The organism is Streptomyces sp. NPDC030893 (assembly GCF_055571535.1).
Window position 1 is genome coordinate 325987 of record NZ_JBVIFC010000004.1, and the last position, 16700, is coordinate 342686.

11 protein-coding genes and 1 pseudogene are annotated in these 16700 nt (G+C 73.6%); 7 read left to right on the forward strand and 5 right to left on the reverse strand.

Annotation, left to right across the window (positions count from 1 at the left end; genetic code table 11):
* The first annotated feature begins 94 nt into the window (after nt 1–94).
* The 3 genes from ACZ434_RS11255 (at nt 95) to ACZ434_RS11265 (ending at nt 2605) form a co-directional block, all read left to right on the forward strand.
* Nucleotides 95–646: an FHA domain-containing protein gene (locus tag ACZ434_RS11255; RefSeq protein WP_468454190.1), complete on the forward strand. Its 552-nt coding sequence runs from the start codon at nt 95–97 to the stop codon at nt 644–646.
* 166 nt (nt 647–812) lie between these two features.
* Nucleotides 813–2165, forward strand: a complete 1353-nt coding sequence (locus ACZ434_RS11260; RefSeq protein ID WP_468454529.1) for a M14 family zinc carboxypeptidase — start codon at nt 813–815, stop codon at nt 2163–2165.
* Nucleotides 2162–2605, forward strand: coding sequence for an SSI family serine proteinase inhibitor (locus tag ACZ434_RS11265; protein ID WP_468454192.1), 444 nt, complete (start codon nt 2162–2164; stop codon nt 2603–2605). Before ACZ434_RS11260 ends, ACZ434_RS11265 begins: the two co-directional genes overlap by 4 nt.
* A gap of 625 nt (nt 2606–3230) precedes the next feature.
* On the opposite strand, the gene ACZ434_RS11270 is transcribed toward ACZ434_RS11265, so the two are convergent.
* From ACZ434_RS11270 to glgX, 3 genes are all read right to left on the reverse strand, one after another.
* A complete protein-coding gene (locus ACZ434_RS11270; protein ID WP_468454194.1) occupies nt 3231–4487 on the reverse strand; it encodes a M14 family zinc carboxypeptidase in 1257 nt (418 codons plus the stop codon).
* 135 nt (nt 4488–4622) lie between these two features.
* Nucleotides 4623–6971, reverse strand: a complete 2349-nt coding sequence (gene treY / locus ACZ434_RS11275; RefSeq protein ID WP_468454196.1) for a malto-oligosyltrehalose synthase — start codon at nt 6969–6971, stop codon at nt 4623–4625.
* Nucleotides 6972–7065: 94 nt separating this feature from the next.
* Nucleotides 7066–9174 (reverse strand): glycogen debranching protein GlgX, encoded by a 2109-nt coding sequence (gene glgX / locus ACZ434_RS11280; protein WP_468454198.1) that lies wholly within the window; start codon nt 9172–9174, stop codon nt 7066–7068.
* A gap of 299 nt (nt 9175–9473) precedes the next feature.
* On the opposite strand from glgX, the gene ACZ434_RS11285 reads away from it, so the two are divergent.
* Nucleotides 9474–10715 (forward strand): SAV2148 family HEPN domain-containing protein, encoded by a 1242-nt coding sequence (locus ACZ434_RS11285; protein ID WP_468454200.1) that lies wholly within the window; start codon nt 9474–9476, stop codon nt 10713–10715.
* A gap of 131 nt (nt 10716–10846) precedes the next feature.
* Nucleotides 10847–11569, forward strand: coding sequence for an exonuclease domain-containing protein (locus tag ACZ434_RS11290; RefSeq protein WP_468454202.1), 723 nt, complete (start codon nt 10847–10849; stop codon nt 11567–11569).
* 51 nt (nt 11570–11620) lie between these two features.
* On the opposite strand, the gene ACZ434_RS11295 is transcribed toward ACZ434_RS11290, so the two are convergent.
* Complete coding sequence (locus tag ACZ434_RS11295; RefSeq protein WP_468454204.1) at nt 11621–12484, reverse strand: phosphotransferase enzyme family protein; 864 nt, start codon at nt 12482–12484, stop codon at nt 11621–11623.
* 299 nt (nt 12485–12783) lie between these two features.
* Between ACZ434_RS11295 and ACZ434_RS11300 the strand changes: the two are divergent.
* Nucleotides 12784–12895, forward strand: a pseudogene (locus tag ACZ434_RS11300) (ErmE/ErmH/ErmO/ErmR family 23S rRNA (adenine(2058)-N(6))-methyltransferase); the annotation flags it as partial.
* A 201-nt stretch (nt 12896–13096) separates the two neighbouring features.
* On the forward strand, nt 13097–14296 hold the full coding sequence (mgt, locus tag ACZ434_RS11305) for a macrolide-inactivating glycosyltransferase (RefSeq protein WP_468454207.1): 1200 nt from the start codon (nt 13097–13099) through the stop codon (nt 14294–14296).
* Nucleotides 14297–14360: 64 nt separating this feature from the next.
* Here mgt and ACZ434_RS11310 read toward each other — a convergent pair whose 3' ends face one another.
* Nucleotides 14361–16610, reverse strand: a complete 2250-nt coding sequence (locus tag ACZ434_RS11310; RefSeq protein ID WP_468454208.1) for an MMPL family transporter — start codon at nt 16608–16610, stop codon at nt 14361–14363.
* Nucleotides 16611–16700: the final 90 nt, after the last annotated feature.

The window sequence follows — 16700 nt, forward strand, 5'->3', positions numbered from 1 at the left end:
CCCTTCCGCCGCAGGTGTCGCCGGGCACGCCCGCGCGCCGGCCCTTTCCCCGGTTTCTGGACAGTCCGGCCGTCGCTGACCGACAATCAAGAGCGTGACGTCGTCCTTCGAGTTCCACACGTACCCCGCGCGGCTGTCCGACGCGGAGCGCGACAAGGCGCTGAGCGTGCTGCGGGACGGGGTCGCCATGGGCCGCCTGTCCCACGACACGTTCATCCGCCGGATGGAACTCGCCCTCGCCGCGCGGCGTTCCGACGAACTCGCCGCGCTCACCGCCGACCTCCCGAGGGAAAACCGTTTCTCGCGCGCGGTGTTCGGCACCGTCGAGGCGGTGTCCGGGTTCACCGTGCGGCTGCGCAGGGCCTGGCAGGCGGAGAAGCTGCCCAAGCTCCTGCTGCCGCATCCGGCGGCCGGGCATCCCCTGCGCATAGGGCGCGACCCCGCCAGCGGACTGAGGCTCAGCCACGAAACGGTCTCCCGCGTGCACGCCGAACTCCGCCACCAGGGCGGCCTGTGGGTGCTGCGGGACCTCGGCTCGACCAACGGCACGACGGTGAACGGGCGTCGGGTGGTCGGCGCGGCCGTCGTCCGCGAAGGCGACCAGGTCGGCTTCGGCCAGATCACCTACCGGCTGGCGGCCGACTGACCGGGGCCCGCTGCCGGCGCGCGGCCGACTGACCGGGCCCGCCCGGGCGCGGTCGCCGCGGCCCCGTGACGGCCGCGGTGTTGACGTACCCCTCGGCTCCGTGACTCACTGTGTGGACACCGTGCACTGGCGGTGAAACGACGGCGCCGTTCGCAGGAGGTGTGCCCTGCCGCCCCTCCCGCGCTACCCGACCGTCGACGAACTGGGCGCACGGGCCGCCGCCCTCGCCGCCCGGCACCCCCGCCGGGCCCGGCTGCGCCGCGTCGGCCTCTCCCGCGCCGGCACCCCCCTGTGGCTCCTCCGCGTCGGCCACGGCAGCCGTCAGGCCCTCGTCGTCGCCGGGCCGCACGCCAACGAGCCCGTGGGCGGCGCGACGGTCCTGCGGCTGGCCGAGCGCGCCCTGGCCGACCCCCGGCTCACCGAGGGCGCCGACACCACCTGGAACCTGCTGCTCTGCCTCGACCCCGACGGGCTGCGCCACAACGAGCGCTGGCTGACCGGCCCCTACACCCTCGGCCACCACTACCGGAACTTCTTCCGGCCCGGCTTCCTCGAACAGCCCGAGTGGCTGCCCGACGGCGCCGCGGCAGCCACCCTCCCCGAGACCCGCGCCCTGCTCGCCCTCCAGGACGAACTGCGGCCCTTCCTCCAGTGCTCCCTGCACGGCGTCGACGTCGGCGGCGGCTTCGTCGAACTCACCCGCGACCTGCCCGGCCTCGACCGCCGGGTCGCGGGCATCGCCGCCCGCCTCGGCGTCCCGCGCGAACTCGGCGCGTACGACGCCCTGTACTGGCCCGGGCTCGGCCCCGCCGTCTACCGGATCCCGCCGCCGCACCGCCGCGACCTCGCCGCCGCCATCACCGAGGCCGCCGTCGAGTCCACCTGGTTCCACCCGCACCGGTACGGCACCCTCACCGCGGTCGTCGAGGCGCCCATGTGGGGCGTGGCGGCCGTCGCCGACGGCTCCCCGCCCGAGGACGCCCAGGCGGAACTGCGCTCGGTGAGCCGTACGCTGCGCCAGGACACGCTGCTGCTGAGCGGTCTGACGGCGCGGATCCGGCCGTACCTCGCCAGCGTGCCCGACGCCGCGCGGCTGCTCGCCCCGGTCGACGACTACCTACTGGTCTGCCCCGGGCTCGCCGACGCGTGGGACCCCGACTGCGGGAACGATTCTGCTCATCCGTTGCCGCCCATGACCACCGCCCGTCTCACCGCCCTGCGCCTCGCCGGGCGGCGGCTCGCGCTGCGCACCGCCGGGCTGCTGCACCAGTTGGTGACCCGCGCGGGGCGCGATCCGGCGGGGGCGCTGCCGGAGCTGGACCGGCTGATCGACGCGCGGTGCGCCGACTACCGGGACGTGTCCGGGGCGCGCTGGATCACGGTCGCGCGCCAGGCCGAGTACCAGGCGCGGGTCGTCCTCGCCGCGTTCGCACTGGCCGTGCGGGAGGGGGTGGCGTCCTCCCGTTCGGGTGAGCGGGGGTGGGGTTCGGGGGCTGCTGTGCCGATGCATCGGGAATGAAGCAGATTTCACTGACAGCCGCAGCCGCAGCCGCAGCCGCAGCCGTAGCCGTGCGGGCTGGGCTCGCCGCTCTGGTCCTGCTCGCCGCTGCGGCACCCGCGAGGGCCGGTACCGAGCCCTCCTCCGCCCAGGAGAGCCGGCTGATGCTCACGGTCAGCCGGGGTGAGACGCCGACCGCCTCGGAGGGCGGCACGATGCTGCGGTGCGACCCGCCCGGGGGCGAGCACCGGCGAGCGGTGGAGGCATGCGCGGAGCTGGCCGCGGTGGACGGGCGCATCGGGGACATTCCGCCGAGGGAGGTGTTCTGTCCGATGGTCTACGCGCCGGTGACGGCGCACGCGAGCGGCACATGGCGCGGGCAGCCGGTCACCTACACGGAAACCTTCCCCAACCCCTGCACCCTGACCGCCCACACAGGCCCCGTCTTCGAACTTGCGTAGCTGAGGACAGCCAAGCTCGCTCACCCAGCTGCGGGCAGTCGTGCTGCTCCCGCGTGGGCGGCCGTCTTGCAGCGGCGGGCAGCGAAGCTCGCTCACCCAGCTGCGGGCAGTCGTGCCGCTGGGGCGGCACGGGTGGGCGCAGCGGCACCCGGGCGAGCGCCGGCAAGCGAACCCACCCCCGCTCAGCACCCACGTCGGTGCACATGGCGCTCCTGAGCACCCACCCGGTGCGTCAGCGGGCGGGGGGAGGTGGCGCAGCCCGGCGCCAACGGGGTGCCGTCGCGCCCACCCGTGCCGCCCAGCGGCACGACTGCCCGCGGCTGGGCGGTGGGGCTGCCGGCGGCTGGGCGGCGGGGTGGCCGTGGTGCGGCACGACTGCCTGCGGCTGGGCGGTGGGGCTGCCGGCGGCTGGGCGGCGGGGTGGCCGTGGTGCGGCACGACTGCCTGCGGCTGGGCGGCGGGGCTGCCGGCGGCTGGGTGGCGGGGTTGCCCGTGCTGCGGCACGACTTGCCCGCGGCTGGGCGGCGTGGTTGCCCGTGGCTGGGCGGCGGGGCCGCCCGCGGCTGGGGGGCCGGGTTGCTCGTGGTGCGGCGGGGCTGGCCGCGGCCGTTGGCGGCGTCTGGCGCTACGTCGCGTGTTCGCGGGTGTGGTGGGCCGCTGCCACCACCGTGCGGGACTGGTGCTCGACCTGGTGCCCCACCGGCACCCACCGCGCACGGAACCGCGCCGCGAACGCCTCGCTCCACAGGGCCACCAGCCGCTCCAGCCGCTCCACCGCCCCCGCGTCCGTCCCGCTCAGCGCCCGCCGCAGCATCGCCGCCGCCCTGAGCGGCACCCGCCGCGCGAACGCGTCCACACTCCCCACGTACGCCCGTGTCCCGTCGGCCGGCGGCGTGCGGACCAGGTCGTCGGCCAGCCCCGGCACCAGCTCCAGCCCCCAGAGAGCCGCCCGCAGCAGCGGCCCGCCGGCCTCCGCGGGCCCCGCCCCCACGTCCGTCCCGCCCAGCGCCCGCCGCACCTCGCCCGCGTCCCCCAGCAGCCGCTCCGCGAGCCGGTGCATCGCCGCGTCCGGTGCCGGATGCGGAGCGGGGTCGTCCACCAGGTCGCTGGCCCACATCGGCACCTCGATCACCGCGGTCATGCCGCCGTACCGGTGCGCGTGGTACCAGGTGCTGTGCCGGGCGTCGTCGGTCAGGCTCGGGTAGGCCCGCCCGGCCTCCGGTGCCGGCATCACATGGACCCCGGGGCCGGACGCCGGCCAGCCCGCCGCGTCCGAGGCACCCGTCTCCACCGGAATGTGCAGCTGCGCCGCCGACTTGGCGAACGGCTCGGCCAGCCCCGGCACGTCCCTGGTCAACTGCACCCAGCTGCCGCCCAGTTCGGTGCCGTGCAGGGACACCTGCAGATAGGGCCGCAGCTCGTCGATCACCCCGGTCAGCGCGAGCGTCTCCGGCGGCAGCCGGTCGGGCGGCAGCACCGACGGCGCCCACTCCGGCTGTTCCGGCCCCGCAGGACGAAAGAACCCCAGGTGATAGTCGTACAGACTGCGTGGTGCCGGGGTCACATGGAGGCTCGCCCCGTCGGGGTCCGCGCAGAGCAGGAAGTGCCACGACACGCCGTCGCGCAGCTCCCGCTCCCGCACGGCCCGCCGGGCCAGCGCGAGCAGCGTCCCCCCGGCGGCCGGTTCGTTGGCGTGCGCGCCGGCCACCACGAGCACGGCGCGCGGGGCGCGCCCCACGGACAGCAGGTGCAGCGGCCGTCCCGCGCGGGAGACCCCCACCTGCCGCAGTGCGCACAGTTCCGGCCACTGAACGGCCAGCGCACGGGCGGAGAAAACCAGTTCGGCCACCGTCGGATAGCGCGACTCCCGCAGCGGACCCACCCCCCGTCACCACCTGAATCCGCACTGCACTGCGCAGTACCCCACGGCCGGGAGACGGTGTCAAGAGCGCGACGGGGGAGCCCTCGGGGGGCGCCCGGAAGCACTCCGGAACCGGACACCCCGCCCGGGCCGTCGTCAGTCCCCGGCCCGTTCCAGCAGGGCCACCGGCAGCCGCCCGAACAGTTCTGCCACGCGCGCGTGGCCGTCGAACTCCCGTCCCGGCTCCAGCACATCGGCCCACCGCCCGGGAGGCAGCGGCAGCCGGGTGTCGCGCCAGCCGCCCTCCTCCGCCAGCCGCAGCGACAGGCGGGTCACCGCGGTGAGCACCTCTCCGGAGCGCGCGAAGGCCGTACAGTGCGCCGCCGCGGGACCCTCGGCCGGCAGCGGCTCGTACGACGCCGTGTCGCCGAAGACCTCCGGCCGCCGCGCCCGCAGCCGCAGCGCCGCCCGCGTCACCGTCTCCTTGTCGCCCCCGTCGCCGGCGAAGCGCACGGTCCGCCGGTTGTCCGGGTCGACCAGGGCCCGGTACTCGTGCTCCGTGCCCTGGTAGAGATCGGGCACCCCCGGCATCGTCAGATGGACCAGGGCGGCGCCCAGCACGTTGGCCCGGATGTGCGGCTCCAGCGACGCGCGGAACGCCGCCACCCGCTCGCCGGGCGCCCCGCACGGCCCCGCCGCCACGAACCGCGCCACCGCCTCCTCGTACGGCGGCTCCTGCTCCGTCCAGCCCGTGTACAGGCCCGCCTCGCGCACGTGCTTCAGCAGGGCCGCCTGCACCCGTTCCTCGTCCGCCGGGCCGAGCCCGAACACCGTCTGCCAGGCGGCCCACGCCAGCTGGGCGTCCGGCACGCCCTCACCGCCGCGCGTCACCTCCGCGAGGACGTCCGCCCACCGCTGCGGGCACTCGGTGAGCACATGCAGCGCCGCGCGTACGTCGGCGCTGCGCTTCGCGTCGTGCGTCGACAGGACCGTCCCGGTGGCCGGCCAGTCGCGCTGCACGCGCGCGCAGTACGCGTGGAACCGCTCCGGCGGCACCGCCGGGCTGCCGGGGTCGCCGCCCACCTCGGTCGCCGACAGCAGCGGCACATAGCGGTAGAACGCGGTGTCCTCGACGGACTTGGCCCGCAGCGCGGACGACGTCTGCGCGAACCGCGTACGGAACTCCACGTGGGCCGGCCCGTCCCCGTACCGCCCGAGGACCAGATCCCGGACGACGTCCACCGCCCCGGCCTCCTCCGGGACGGCGAAGGCGAGCCGGGCCCCGGCCGCGGCCTCCTCCGTGACCACGGTGGCCGCGTCGACCGACTCGTACGGGCGGTAGACCTCCAGCCGCACCAGCAGCTCCTGGAGGGCCGTGCGCAGCGCCCAGGGCGCGCGGTCGCGCAGCCCGGTCTCCGCGGAGGTCGCGCACAGCCGGCTCGCCACCCGGGTCAGCCGGTCCACCTCGGCCGCCAGTTCGTGCGTGAGCACCTTGTACGCGGCCCGCCGCACCGTGGCGTCCCAGTCGCCGCCCCGGTCGGTCTGCGGGGCGGCGAACCGCCGGTACTGTCCGAGCAGCTCGCCGAACCCGGCCGGGTCGGTGAACAGGCCGTCCACGTGCCGCAGGGCGTCGTAGCCCGTGGTGCCCGCGACCGGCCAGGCGGCCGGCAGCGTCTCACCGTCGGCGAGGATCTTCTCCACCACCGTCCACCGGCCGCCCGTGGCCTCGTGCAGCCGCCGCAGATAGCCGTCGGGGTCGGCGAGCCCGTCGGGATGGTCGACGCGCAGCCCGTCGATCACACCGTCCCGGAGCAGCTCGAGGATCTTGGCGTGGGTCGCCTCGAACACCTCCGGGTCCTCCACCCGCACCCCGATCAGCTCCGAGATGCTGAAGAACCGCCGGTAGTTCAGCTCGGTCCGGGCCAGCCGCCACCACACGGGCCGGTACCACTGCGCGTCCAGCAGCCGCGGCAGCGGCAGTCCGGCGGTGCCCTCCCGCAGCGGGAACGCGTGGTCGTGGTAGCGCAGCACGTCGCCGTCCGTCTTCAGGTCGCCGGCCTGCGTGCCCAGCGGGCCGCCGAGCACCGGCAGCAGCACCTGCCCGCCCTGCGCCTCCCAGTCGATGTCGAACCACCGCGCGTAGCGCGAGGAGGGGCCGTCGCGCAGCACCTCCCACAGGGCGTCGTTGTGGCGCGGGGACATCGCCATGTGGTTCGGGACGATGTCCAGGATCATCCCGAGCCCGTGCTCCCGCGCGGTGCGGGCCAGCTCCCGCAGACCCTCCTCGCCGCCGAGTTCCTCGCGCACGCGCGTGTGGTCGACCACGTCGTAGCCGTGCGCCGAGCCGGGCACGGCCTCCAGGACGGGGGAGAGATGCAGATGGGACACGCCGAGCGAGGCGACGTACGGTACGGCGTGCGCTGCCGCTCGGAAGGGGAAGGCGGGCTGCAGTTGCAGGCGGTAGGTGGCCGTGGGCACGGGTGGGTCGGGTCGCTCAGGGGTCATGGGAACCTACGTACCCGCGTGGCCGCGTGTCGTGTCATCGGTGCTCCGTTCGGGGTGCGAGCGGGGGCGGGAACGCAAGGGCCCGCCCCCGCGCCTACACCGGCCGCCGCAGCACCGTCATGCTGCGGTCCGTCAGGGTCAGCCGCGTACCGGCCGCCACCTTCGGACCGCTCCCCGGCGGCACGCCATCCGCACGCGCGGTGTCGACGACCACCTCCCACTGCCGCCCGTGGTCGACCGGCACCACGAAGTCCAGCGGCCTGGGCGAGGCGTTGAACATCAGCAGGAACGAGTCGTCGGTGATCCGCTCCCCGCGCTGCCCCGGTTCGGAGATCGCGTTGCCGTTGAGGAACACCGTCAGTGCCGACGCCCGCGCGGAGTCCCAGTCCCGCTGGGTCATCTCCGCGCCCTCGGGCGTGAACCAGGCGATGTCGGACAGGTCGTCGTGGGTGCCCTCCACCGGCCGGCCGTGGAAGAAGCGGCGCCGGCGGAAGACCGGGTGGTCCTTGCGCAGCCACACCATCGCGCGGGTGAACCGCAGCAGGTCGTGGTCGTCCTCGGGCCATTGGACCCACGCCAGCTCGTTGTCCTGGCAGTAGGCGTTGTTGTTGCCGCGCTGGGTGCGGGCCACCTCGTCGCCGTGGCTGATCATCGGCACGCCCTGGGAGAGCATCAGGGTGGCGACGAAGTTGCGCATCTGCCGGGCCCGCAGCCGCAGCACCTCGGGGTCGTCGGTCTCGCCCTCGGCCCCGCAGTTCCAGGACCGGTTGTGGCTCTCGCCGTCCCGGTTGTCCTCGCCGTTGGCCTGGTTGTGCTTGTCGTCGTAGGACACCAGGTCGTGCAGGGTGAAGCCGTCGTGGCAGGTCACGAAGTTGATCGAGGCCAGCGGGCGCCGCCCGTCGTCCTGGTACAGGTCGGAGGAGCCGGTCAGCCGGGAGGCGAACTCCGCGAGCGCGCGCGGCTCGCCCCGCCACAGGTCGCGGACGGTGTCACGGTACTTGCCGTTCCACTCGGTCCACAGCGGCGGGAAATTGCCCACCTGGTAGCCGCCCTCGCCCACGTCCCACGGTTCGGCGATCAGCTTCACCTGGGAGACGACCGGGTCCTGCTGCACCAGGTCGAAGAACGACGACAGCCGGTCCACCTCGTGGAACTGCCGCGCGAGGGTCGCCGCGAGGTCGAAGCGGAACCCGTCGACGTGCATCTCGGTGACCCAGTACCGCAGCGAATCCATGATCATCTGAAGGACGTGCGGGGACCGCATCAGCAGCGAGTTCCCGGTGCCCGTGGTGTCCATGTAGTAGCGGCGGTCGTCGGTGAGCCGGTAGTACGACGGATTGTCGATGCCCTTGAAGGACAGCGTGGGGCCCAGATGGTTCCCCTCGGCGGTGTGGTTGTAGACCACGTCGAGGATCACCTCGATGCCGGCCTCGTGCAGCGCCTTCACCGCCGACTTGAACTCCAGCACCTGCTGGCCCCGGTCGCCCCAGGACGCGTAGGCGTTGTGCGGGGCGAAGAAGCCGATGGTGTTGTAGCCCCAGTAGTTGTTCAGGCCCATGTCCACCAGACGGTGGTCGTTCACGAACTGGTGAACGGGCATCAGCTCCAGCGCCGTCACCCCGAGCTCGCTCAGGTGCTCGATCACCGCCGGGTGCGCCAGACCCGCGTAGGTGCCCCGCAGCTCCTCCGGCAGCCCCGGATGGCGCATCGTCAGGCCCTTGACGTGCGCCTCGTAGATCACCGTGTGGTGGTACTCCGTACGGGGACGCCGGTCGTCGCCCCAGTCGAAGTACGGGTTGACCACGACCGATGTCATCGTGTGCGGCGCCGAGTCGAGGTCGTTGCGCCGGTCGCGGTCGTCGAAGTGGTAGCCGTACACCTCCTCGCCCCACCGGACGGCCCCGCTGATCGCACGCGCGTACGGATCGAGCAGCAGCTTCGCGGAGTTGCAGCGCAGCCCCCGCTCGGGCGCGTACGGGCCGTGCACACGGAAGCCGTACCGCTGCCCGGGCATGATCCCGGGCACGTACGCGTGCCGCACGAACGCGTCGCTCTCGCGCAGTTCGATCGCGGTCTCCGAGCCGTCGTCGTGCAGCAGACAGAGCTCTACTCGGTCCGCGGCCTCCGTGAAGACCGCGAAGTTCGTTCCGGCGCCGTCGTACGTGGCACCGAGCGGATACGCCTCGCCAGGCCAGACCTGCATGGATACGACTCTTTCAGGTGTACGGCGCCGGTGGGGCGCCTTGGCTCCGAGTGTTCCCGTGTCTCCCCGAAAGGCGGGAACCACCTTCTACCCACGCCCCTCCGGCCGACGACCCCCGCACCCGCCCGGCTCGCTATGAATCAGCTCACTCCCGCGTAGCGGAACCACGGAACGGTCGCACCGATACGGGAAGTTGAGAAACGACCCTGTCCATCGGGCTGCACCGCGCACCGTCGGCGGAGTACTCTCCTTGATCGTCGGGACGGGGAGTGCTCGGGGGAGCGGAAGGCGGTGCGTGGGTGGGCTCGGGAGGGCTGGAACTGCCCCCTGGTGACGAGGGTCACGAGGGGAGCAGTTCCACGGACGTCCCGCCCGGTGCGGTGTCCCTGGCACGGCCGATGGACGCGGGTTCGATCGGGCCGGAACTGGACTGGGACGCGGACGCCTGGCGCGAGGTGCGCACGCGCGCGCAGCGCGCCGGACGCGCCTACATCTGGCTGAACCTGGTGGAACAGCGGCTGCGGTCGGTCGTCGCCGCCGTGCTGCGCCCCGTCTACGAGCCGGTGCACGGCGACGACTGGGTGGTGGCCGCCGCCGGACCCGCCGGGCAGGAGTGGGTGCAGCGCGCGGTGGCGGTGCGCGAGGTCAGCCGCCGCAAGGGCTATCTGCTCGACCCGGCCGACGACAACGTGCTGTCCTTCCTCACCCTGCCGCAGCTGCGCGAGCTGATGGTCCAGCACTGGCCCTGCTTCGAGCCGTACTTCGACGACCGCCGCGACGTCGAACTCGCCCTGGACGAGCTGGAGGTCACCCGCAACGTGGTCTCCCGCAACCGGGCACTGTCCGAGGCGGTCCTGAACCAGGCCGAGCGGGCCTCCGCGCGGCTGCTGGAGATGCTCGGCGCGGGCGGCGACGTACCCTCCGCGCGGCGGCTGCCGGTCGACGCGGTCGAGGACCTGATCGGCGACCGGTACGCCGACGTCGTCGCCGTCCACCCCGACCGGGTACGGCTGCTGCGCCAGTTCCCGGCCGAGGACATCTTCGGCGGCGCCCGCCGCCTCGACGCCATCGGCATCGGGCTCAACCTGCTGGTGCAGAACTTCTCCGGACGCCGTCTCGTACGGCTCGCCGAGTCCGGCTGCCGGGTGCGGCTGCTGTTCCTCAACCCGGCCTCCAGCGCGGTCAAGCGCCGCGAGCGCGAACTCGGCATCAAGCGCGGCGAACTCGGCCGCGCCGTCGAGATGAACATCCTGCACATGCGGCGCGTCCGGTCCCGGCTGCGCGACCCCGGCGCCTTCGAGATCCAGGTCTACGACGAGACGCCCCGCTGCACGGCCTACCTGGTGGACGGCGACGGCGCGGACGGCATCGCGGTCGTGCAGAACCATCTGCGGCGCGCCCGGGGCATGGAGGCGCCCGTGCTGGTGCTGCGCAACGGGAGCAAGGTGGTCAAGCCGGGCGAGGTCGAGGAGGGCGGGCTGTTCCCCACCTACCGCGAGGAGTTCGAGCTGATGTGGGCGGATTCGCGTCCGGTGTCGTGAAACGCCCGGGTGGCGACCGGTTGTGGGCAGGTGTGCCCGGCGGTAAGCGGAACGCGGTCCTCTGATTGTCAGTGGCGCGTGGCAGGGTGGAGATCACTGGGGGAACGCACCACACAGAAGGGGGGCAGCCCATGGGCTGGCACCGGGAGCTGCTGATCGGCTTCGACCTGGAGACGACGGGTACCGATCCGCGCGAGGCACGGATCGTCACGGGCGCCGTGATCGAGGTCAGGGCGGGGGAGCCGATGGGGCGCCGCGAGTGGCTGGCCGACCCGGGCGTGCCGATCCCCGAGGACGCGGTGGCGGTGCACGGGATCAGCAGCGAGCGGGCGGCGGCCGAGGGCCGCCCCGCGGACCAGGTCGCCGACGCCATCGCCGGCGTCCTGACCGCCTACTGGCAGACGGGCGTCCCGGTCGTGGCCTACAACGCCGCCTTCGACCTCACGCTGCTCTCCGCCGAACTGCGCCGCCACGGACTGCCGTCCCTGCGGGACCGCCTGGGCGGCGCGGACCCCGCGCCGGTGATCGACCCGTACACGATCGACCGTTCCGTCGACCGCTACCGGCGCGGCAAACGCAACCTCGAAGCGGTCTGCGCGGAGTACGGAGTCGTGCTGGACGCGGCGCACGACGCGACCGCCGACGCGCTCGCCGCGGCCCGGCTGGCCTCCGCGATAGCCGTCCGCCACCCCAAGGTCGCGGCCCTCGGCCCGGCGGAACTGCACCGCCGGCAGATCGAGTGGTACGCCCAGTGGGCGGCGGACTTCCAGGACTTCCTGCGCCGCAAGGGCGAGACGACCGCGGTGATCGACGGCACCTGGCCCCTGCGGGAGCCGGTGGGCGAGCGGGTCTGACCTGCCCGGTGCCGGCCGCGGCGGTGGCCGGTGCCCGCCGGCCGGCCGCTCTCAGAACGGGTACCAGCGCACCGTCTCGTCCCCGTCCCGCAGGGACGCCACCCGGCGTTCGAACTCGGCCAGCGCCTTGGGGTTGCCCGGTGCGTGCTGGGACACCCAGGCGCAGCTCGCGGTCTCCCGGGCGCCGCGCAGCACCGAGCAGCCGTCCCAGGCGCGCACGTCCCAGCCGTAGGTGCCGGTGAAGGAGGCGTAGGCCTCGTCCGGGAGGCCGTAGCGGTCGTGGGAGAGCGCCATCACCACCAGGTCGTGCTCGCGCAGATCCGCCGAGAAGGTCTCCAGGTCGATCAGGACCGGCCCGTCCGGCCCTATGAGCACATTGCGCGGCAGCGCGTCGCCGTGGATGGGTCCCGGCGGCAGCTCGGGCGTCAGCGCCGCGGCGGCCGCCGCGAAGCCGTCGCGGCGCTCGCGCAGATACGCCGCGTCGGCGGGGTCGATCGTGTCGCCCGCGAGACGCAGCCAGCGCTCCACCCCGCCCAGCAGCTCGCGGGCCGGCAGCTCGAAGGGCGGCGCGGGCAGGGCGTGGACCAGCCGCAGCAGTCCGGCCAGATCGCGGGGCCCGGCCGGCCGCATGCCCTCCGGCAGCCGGTGCCACACGGTCACCGGGTGCCCCTCGACCAGCAGCGCCTCGGGCTCGGCCGCCCGCACCGCGGGCACGCCCTCCGCGGCCAGCCACTCCGCGATGTTCAGCTCCCGGCGGGCCCGCTCCAGCAGCTCGGCGTCGCGGCCCACCTTGACGGCCAGGCCACCGGCGGCGAACACCGCGTTCTCACCGAGGGCGAGGAGCCGCGCGTCCCGTGCCCCGCCGGGCAGCACCCCGGCCGCCGCGAGCACCTCCCGGGCCCGTGCCTCGTCCATCCGTCCCCTCCATGTCCGTCCGCGTCGGACCGCCGGGTTCCGGCCATCCGTCGGCCAGTGTCGCATTCCTCCAGGTCGAGGCGGTGTGCGCGGTCCCTCCACGAGCCGACCGACCCGGACACGCCCCCCGGAACCCCACTGCGACCGGCCGCACCCGCCGCCCCTCGCACGCCGGTGTCCGCCGCGATCCTCCGCTCCGGTCCCGTCCGCGGGCGCACGCACTCCGTCCGGACGCGTCGCGGTCCCGCTGTCCCGACCGGCCGAGGACCGCCGACCGACACCCTCGCGCCCCCGTGCCGGAGCCGCACGCTTACGAGACCGGTCCACGGCTCATACCCGCCCTGCGAGGCCGCCTTCGCCCGCACCCCGCATGTACGCGTCTGCGGCGCGGACGTCCTCGCCGCGCGCCCGGGCCCCGCCCGAGCGGCGGCTGCTCGTACGGACCGGCCGGCGTTCTTCTCCGGGCCGTGCCGTGGGTCGACGCCGGTGGGATCCGCGTCGGGTGCCGCCCGTTCGACGCCGTCGCGTCCGGCAGCCGGTGCCGGACACCTCCCGCCGCCGTGATCGGAAAACAGTTTGCACGAGACGTCTCGTCTCGCCTAGGGTGTCGGTATGACCACTCCCGCGCACATCGCCATGTTCTCCATCGCCGCCCACGGGCACGTGAACCCGAGCCTCGAGGTGATCCGCGAGCTCGTGGCGCGCGGCCACCGCGTGACCTACGCGATCCCGCCCCTCTTCGCCGAGAAGGTCGCCGAGACGGGCGCCGAGCCCAAGCCGTGGAACACCACGCTGCCGGGCCCCGACGACGACCCCGAGGCCTGGGGCACCACGCTGCTGGACAACGTCGAGCCGTTCCTGAACGACGCGATCCAGGCACTCCCGCAGCTCATCGAGGCCTACGAGGGGGACACCCCCGACCTCGTCCTGCACGACATTGCCTCCTACCCGGCGCGCGTGCTGGCCCACCGCTGGGGCGTGCCCGCCGTCTCCCTCTCGCCCAACCTCGTCGCCTGGGACGGGTACGAGAAGGAGGTCGCCGAGCCGATGTGGGAGGAGCCGAGGAAGACCGAGCGGGGGAAGGCCTACGACGCCCGCTTCCGCGGCTGGCTGGAGGAGAACGGGATCACCCTGTCCCCGGAGGACTTCGGGGGCCGCCCTGCCCGCTCGATCGTCCTGATCCCCAAGGCGCTCCAGCCGAACGCCGACCGCGTCGACGAGAGCGTGCACTCCTTCGTGGGCGCCTGTCAGGGCGACCGCGGCGCCGAGGGCGACTGGCAGCGGCCGGACGGCGCGGAGAAGGTCGTCCTGGTGTCGCTCGGGTCGTCCTTCACCAAGCAGCCGGCCTTCTACCGGGAGTGCGTCGAGGCGTTCGCCGGTCTGCCCGGCTGGCATCTGGTGCTCCAGATCGGGCGGCACGTCGACCCCGCCGAGCTGGGTGACGTACCGGAGAACGTCGAGGTGCGCTCCTGGGTGCCGCAGCTCGCGATCCTCAAGCAGGCCGACCTGTTCGTCACCCACGCGGGCGCCGGCGGCAGCCAGGAGGGGCTGGCGACGGCCACCCCGATGATCGCCGTACCGCAGGCGGTGGACCAGTTCGGCAACGCGGACATGCTGCAGGCGCTCGGTGTGGCCCGGCACGTCCCGGCCGACGAGGCGGACGCGGGGACGCTGCGGGCGGCGGCCCTCGCCCTGGTCGACGACCCGGAGGTCGCCGCCCGCCTGAAGACCATCCAGGCCGACATGGCCGAGGAGGGCGGCACCCGCAGGGCGGCCGACCTGATCGAGGCGGAGCTGCCGGTGCGGCACTGACGCGACCGCGGGAAGGGGCCCGGCGGAGAACCGCCGGGCCCCTTCCCGCAGCGCGCCTACCGCATCACACCGGTACCCGCTCGCCCTGGTCGTCCCGGGCCGCCGGAGGCGCCACCGGCTGCGGCGACTCGTCGTGCGTCAGGTCCGGCATCCGGTGCAGCCACTTCGGCAGGTACCAGTTGCGCTCGCCGAGCAGCGCCATCACCGCCGGGAGCAGCACGCCCCGGATGATCGTCGCGTCGATCAGCACCGCGGCCGCCAGGCCGACGCCCATCTGCTTCATGGACTGCATGGACAGCGTCCCGAAGATCGCGAACACGGCGACCATGATGACGGCGGCGCTGGTGACCACACCGGCCGTGGTGACCACACCGTGCTGGATCGCGTCCCGCGTCGTACGGCCCCGCATCCGTGCCTCGCGGATCCGGGAGACGACGAACACGTGGTAGTCCATCGACAGGCCGAACAGGATCACGAACAGGAACAGCGGCAGCCAGGTGATGATCGCGCCGACGCCCTCCGCGCCCACCAGGGACGCGCCCCAGCCGTGCTGGAAGACCGCCACGAGGATGCCGTAGGCGGCGCCCACCGACAGCAGGTTCAGCACGATCGAGGTGATCGCGACCGTCAGCGAGCGGAAGGACAGCAGCATCAGCAGGAAGGCGAAGACCACCACGAAGACGAAGACCGGGAGGACGGAGCCGACCAGCTGGTCGTTGAAGTCCTTGGAGCCGGCGATCTGCCCGGTGATCGGCGCCTCGACCCCGTCCACCGTGCCGAGCGTGGCGGGCCGCACCTCGTCGCGCAGCACGTCCAGGCTCTCGCCCGCCCTGTCCTGGTCGGAGCCGCCGACCAGCGGTACGTAGACGAAGGCGATGTTCTGCCGGTCGTGCACCTTGATCTCGACCGGGCCCCGCGAGGCGCCCGAACTGACCGCCCGCTCCCGGAAGTCGGCGAGCGCGGCCGTCACCTCGGGGGCGTCGATGTCCTTCGCCTTGACGACCATCTCGGCCGGTTCGGAGCCGCCCGGGAACGCCTCGTTGACCCGGTTGTACGTCTGCACGATCGGCAGCGAGTCGCCGAACTCCTGGTCCAGCGTGAGGTTCTGGGTCTTCATGCCGACCGCGGGAGCGGCCACGGCGAGCAGGGCCCCGGTCGCCAGCACGGCGGCGAGCACCGGCCGCGCGAGCACCCGCTTCAGTACGGCGGTCCAGAACCGGCTGTCCGTGCTCCCGCTCGCGCGCTTCCGGCGCAGGAACGGCACGCGGCCCTTCTCGACCCGCTCGCCGAGCAGCGACAGCAGGGCCGGCAGCACCGTCACGGAGCCGACCATGGCGACCGCCACCACCATCAGCGAGGCCAGACCCATCGCCTCGAACTCGGCGAGACCGGTGAACAGCATGCCCGCCATCGCCACGCACACGGTGACACCGGAGACGACGATCGCCCGGCCACTGGTCGCCGCGGCGATCCGCAGCGCCGTCTGCGCGTCCCGTCCTGCCGCCCGCTCCTCACGCTCACGGCGCAGGTAGAACAGGCAGTAGTCGACCCCGACGGCCAGACCCACCAGCAGCATCACCGAGTTCGCGGTCTCGCTCATCGGCTGGAGATGGCTGACCAGGCCCATCAGACCCATCGTCGCCATGATCGCGGTGATCGCCAGCACCACCGGCAGCAGCGCCGCCACCAGCGCGCCGAACGCGATCAGCAGGATGCCGAGGGCCACGGGCACCGCCGAGTACTCGGCCTTCTTGAAGTCGTCGCCGAACGCGTCGTCGAACGTCTTCATCATGCTGGCGCCGCCGATCTCCTCGATCCGCAGCGAGCCGTGCTCCTTCTGGACGTCCGCCACGGCCTTCAGCACCGGCTCGACACGGTCACCGGCGGTGTCGGAGTCGCCGCGCATGTCGAACTGGACCAGCGCGCTGCGCCCGTCCTCGGAGATGGTGTCGCTCTCGTAGGGCGAGGTGACCGCGGTGACCTCACCGGTCTTCTCCACGGCCGCGACGACCGCGGTGACCGCCGACCGGAACTCCTCGTCGGTGGCGGTGAGGCCGTCGCCCTTCGCCTGGACGAGCACGGTCTCACTGGCCGGCTCCTCGATGCCCGCGTCCTCGACGATACGGGCGGCGGTGCTGGTCTCCCCCTTGAGCTGATCGCTGTTGCCGACGTCGACCCGGCCGGCGGCCGAACCGAGCCCCATCGCCAGCACGACGAACAGCACCCAGATGCCGACCGCCGCCCAGCGGTGCCGGGCGCTCCAGCCGCCGGCCCGGGCGGCGAGGCCCCGTACCCGCGAATCTCCGTTCCCCATGACGGGCTCGCTCCCTCGTGTTCGGCAGCGACCCCCTGCCGCCACCTGACCTTTTCGAAGGTATGGGCCGCGTAAGCGCGTCTCGTCGTG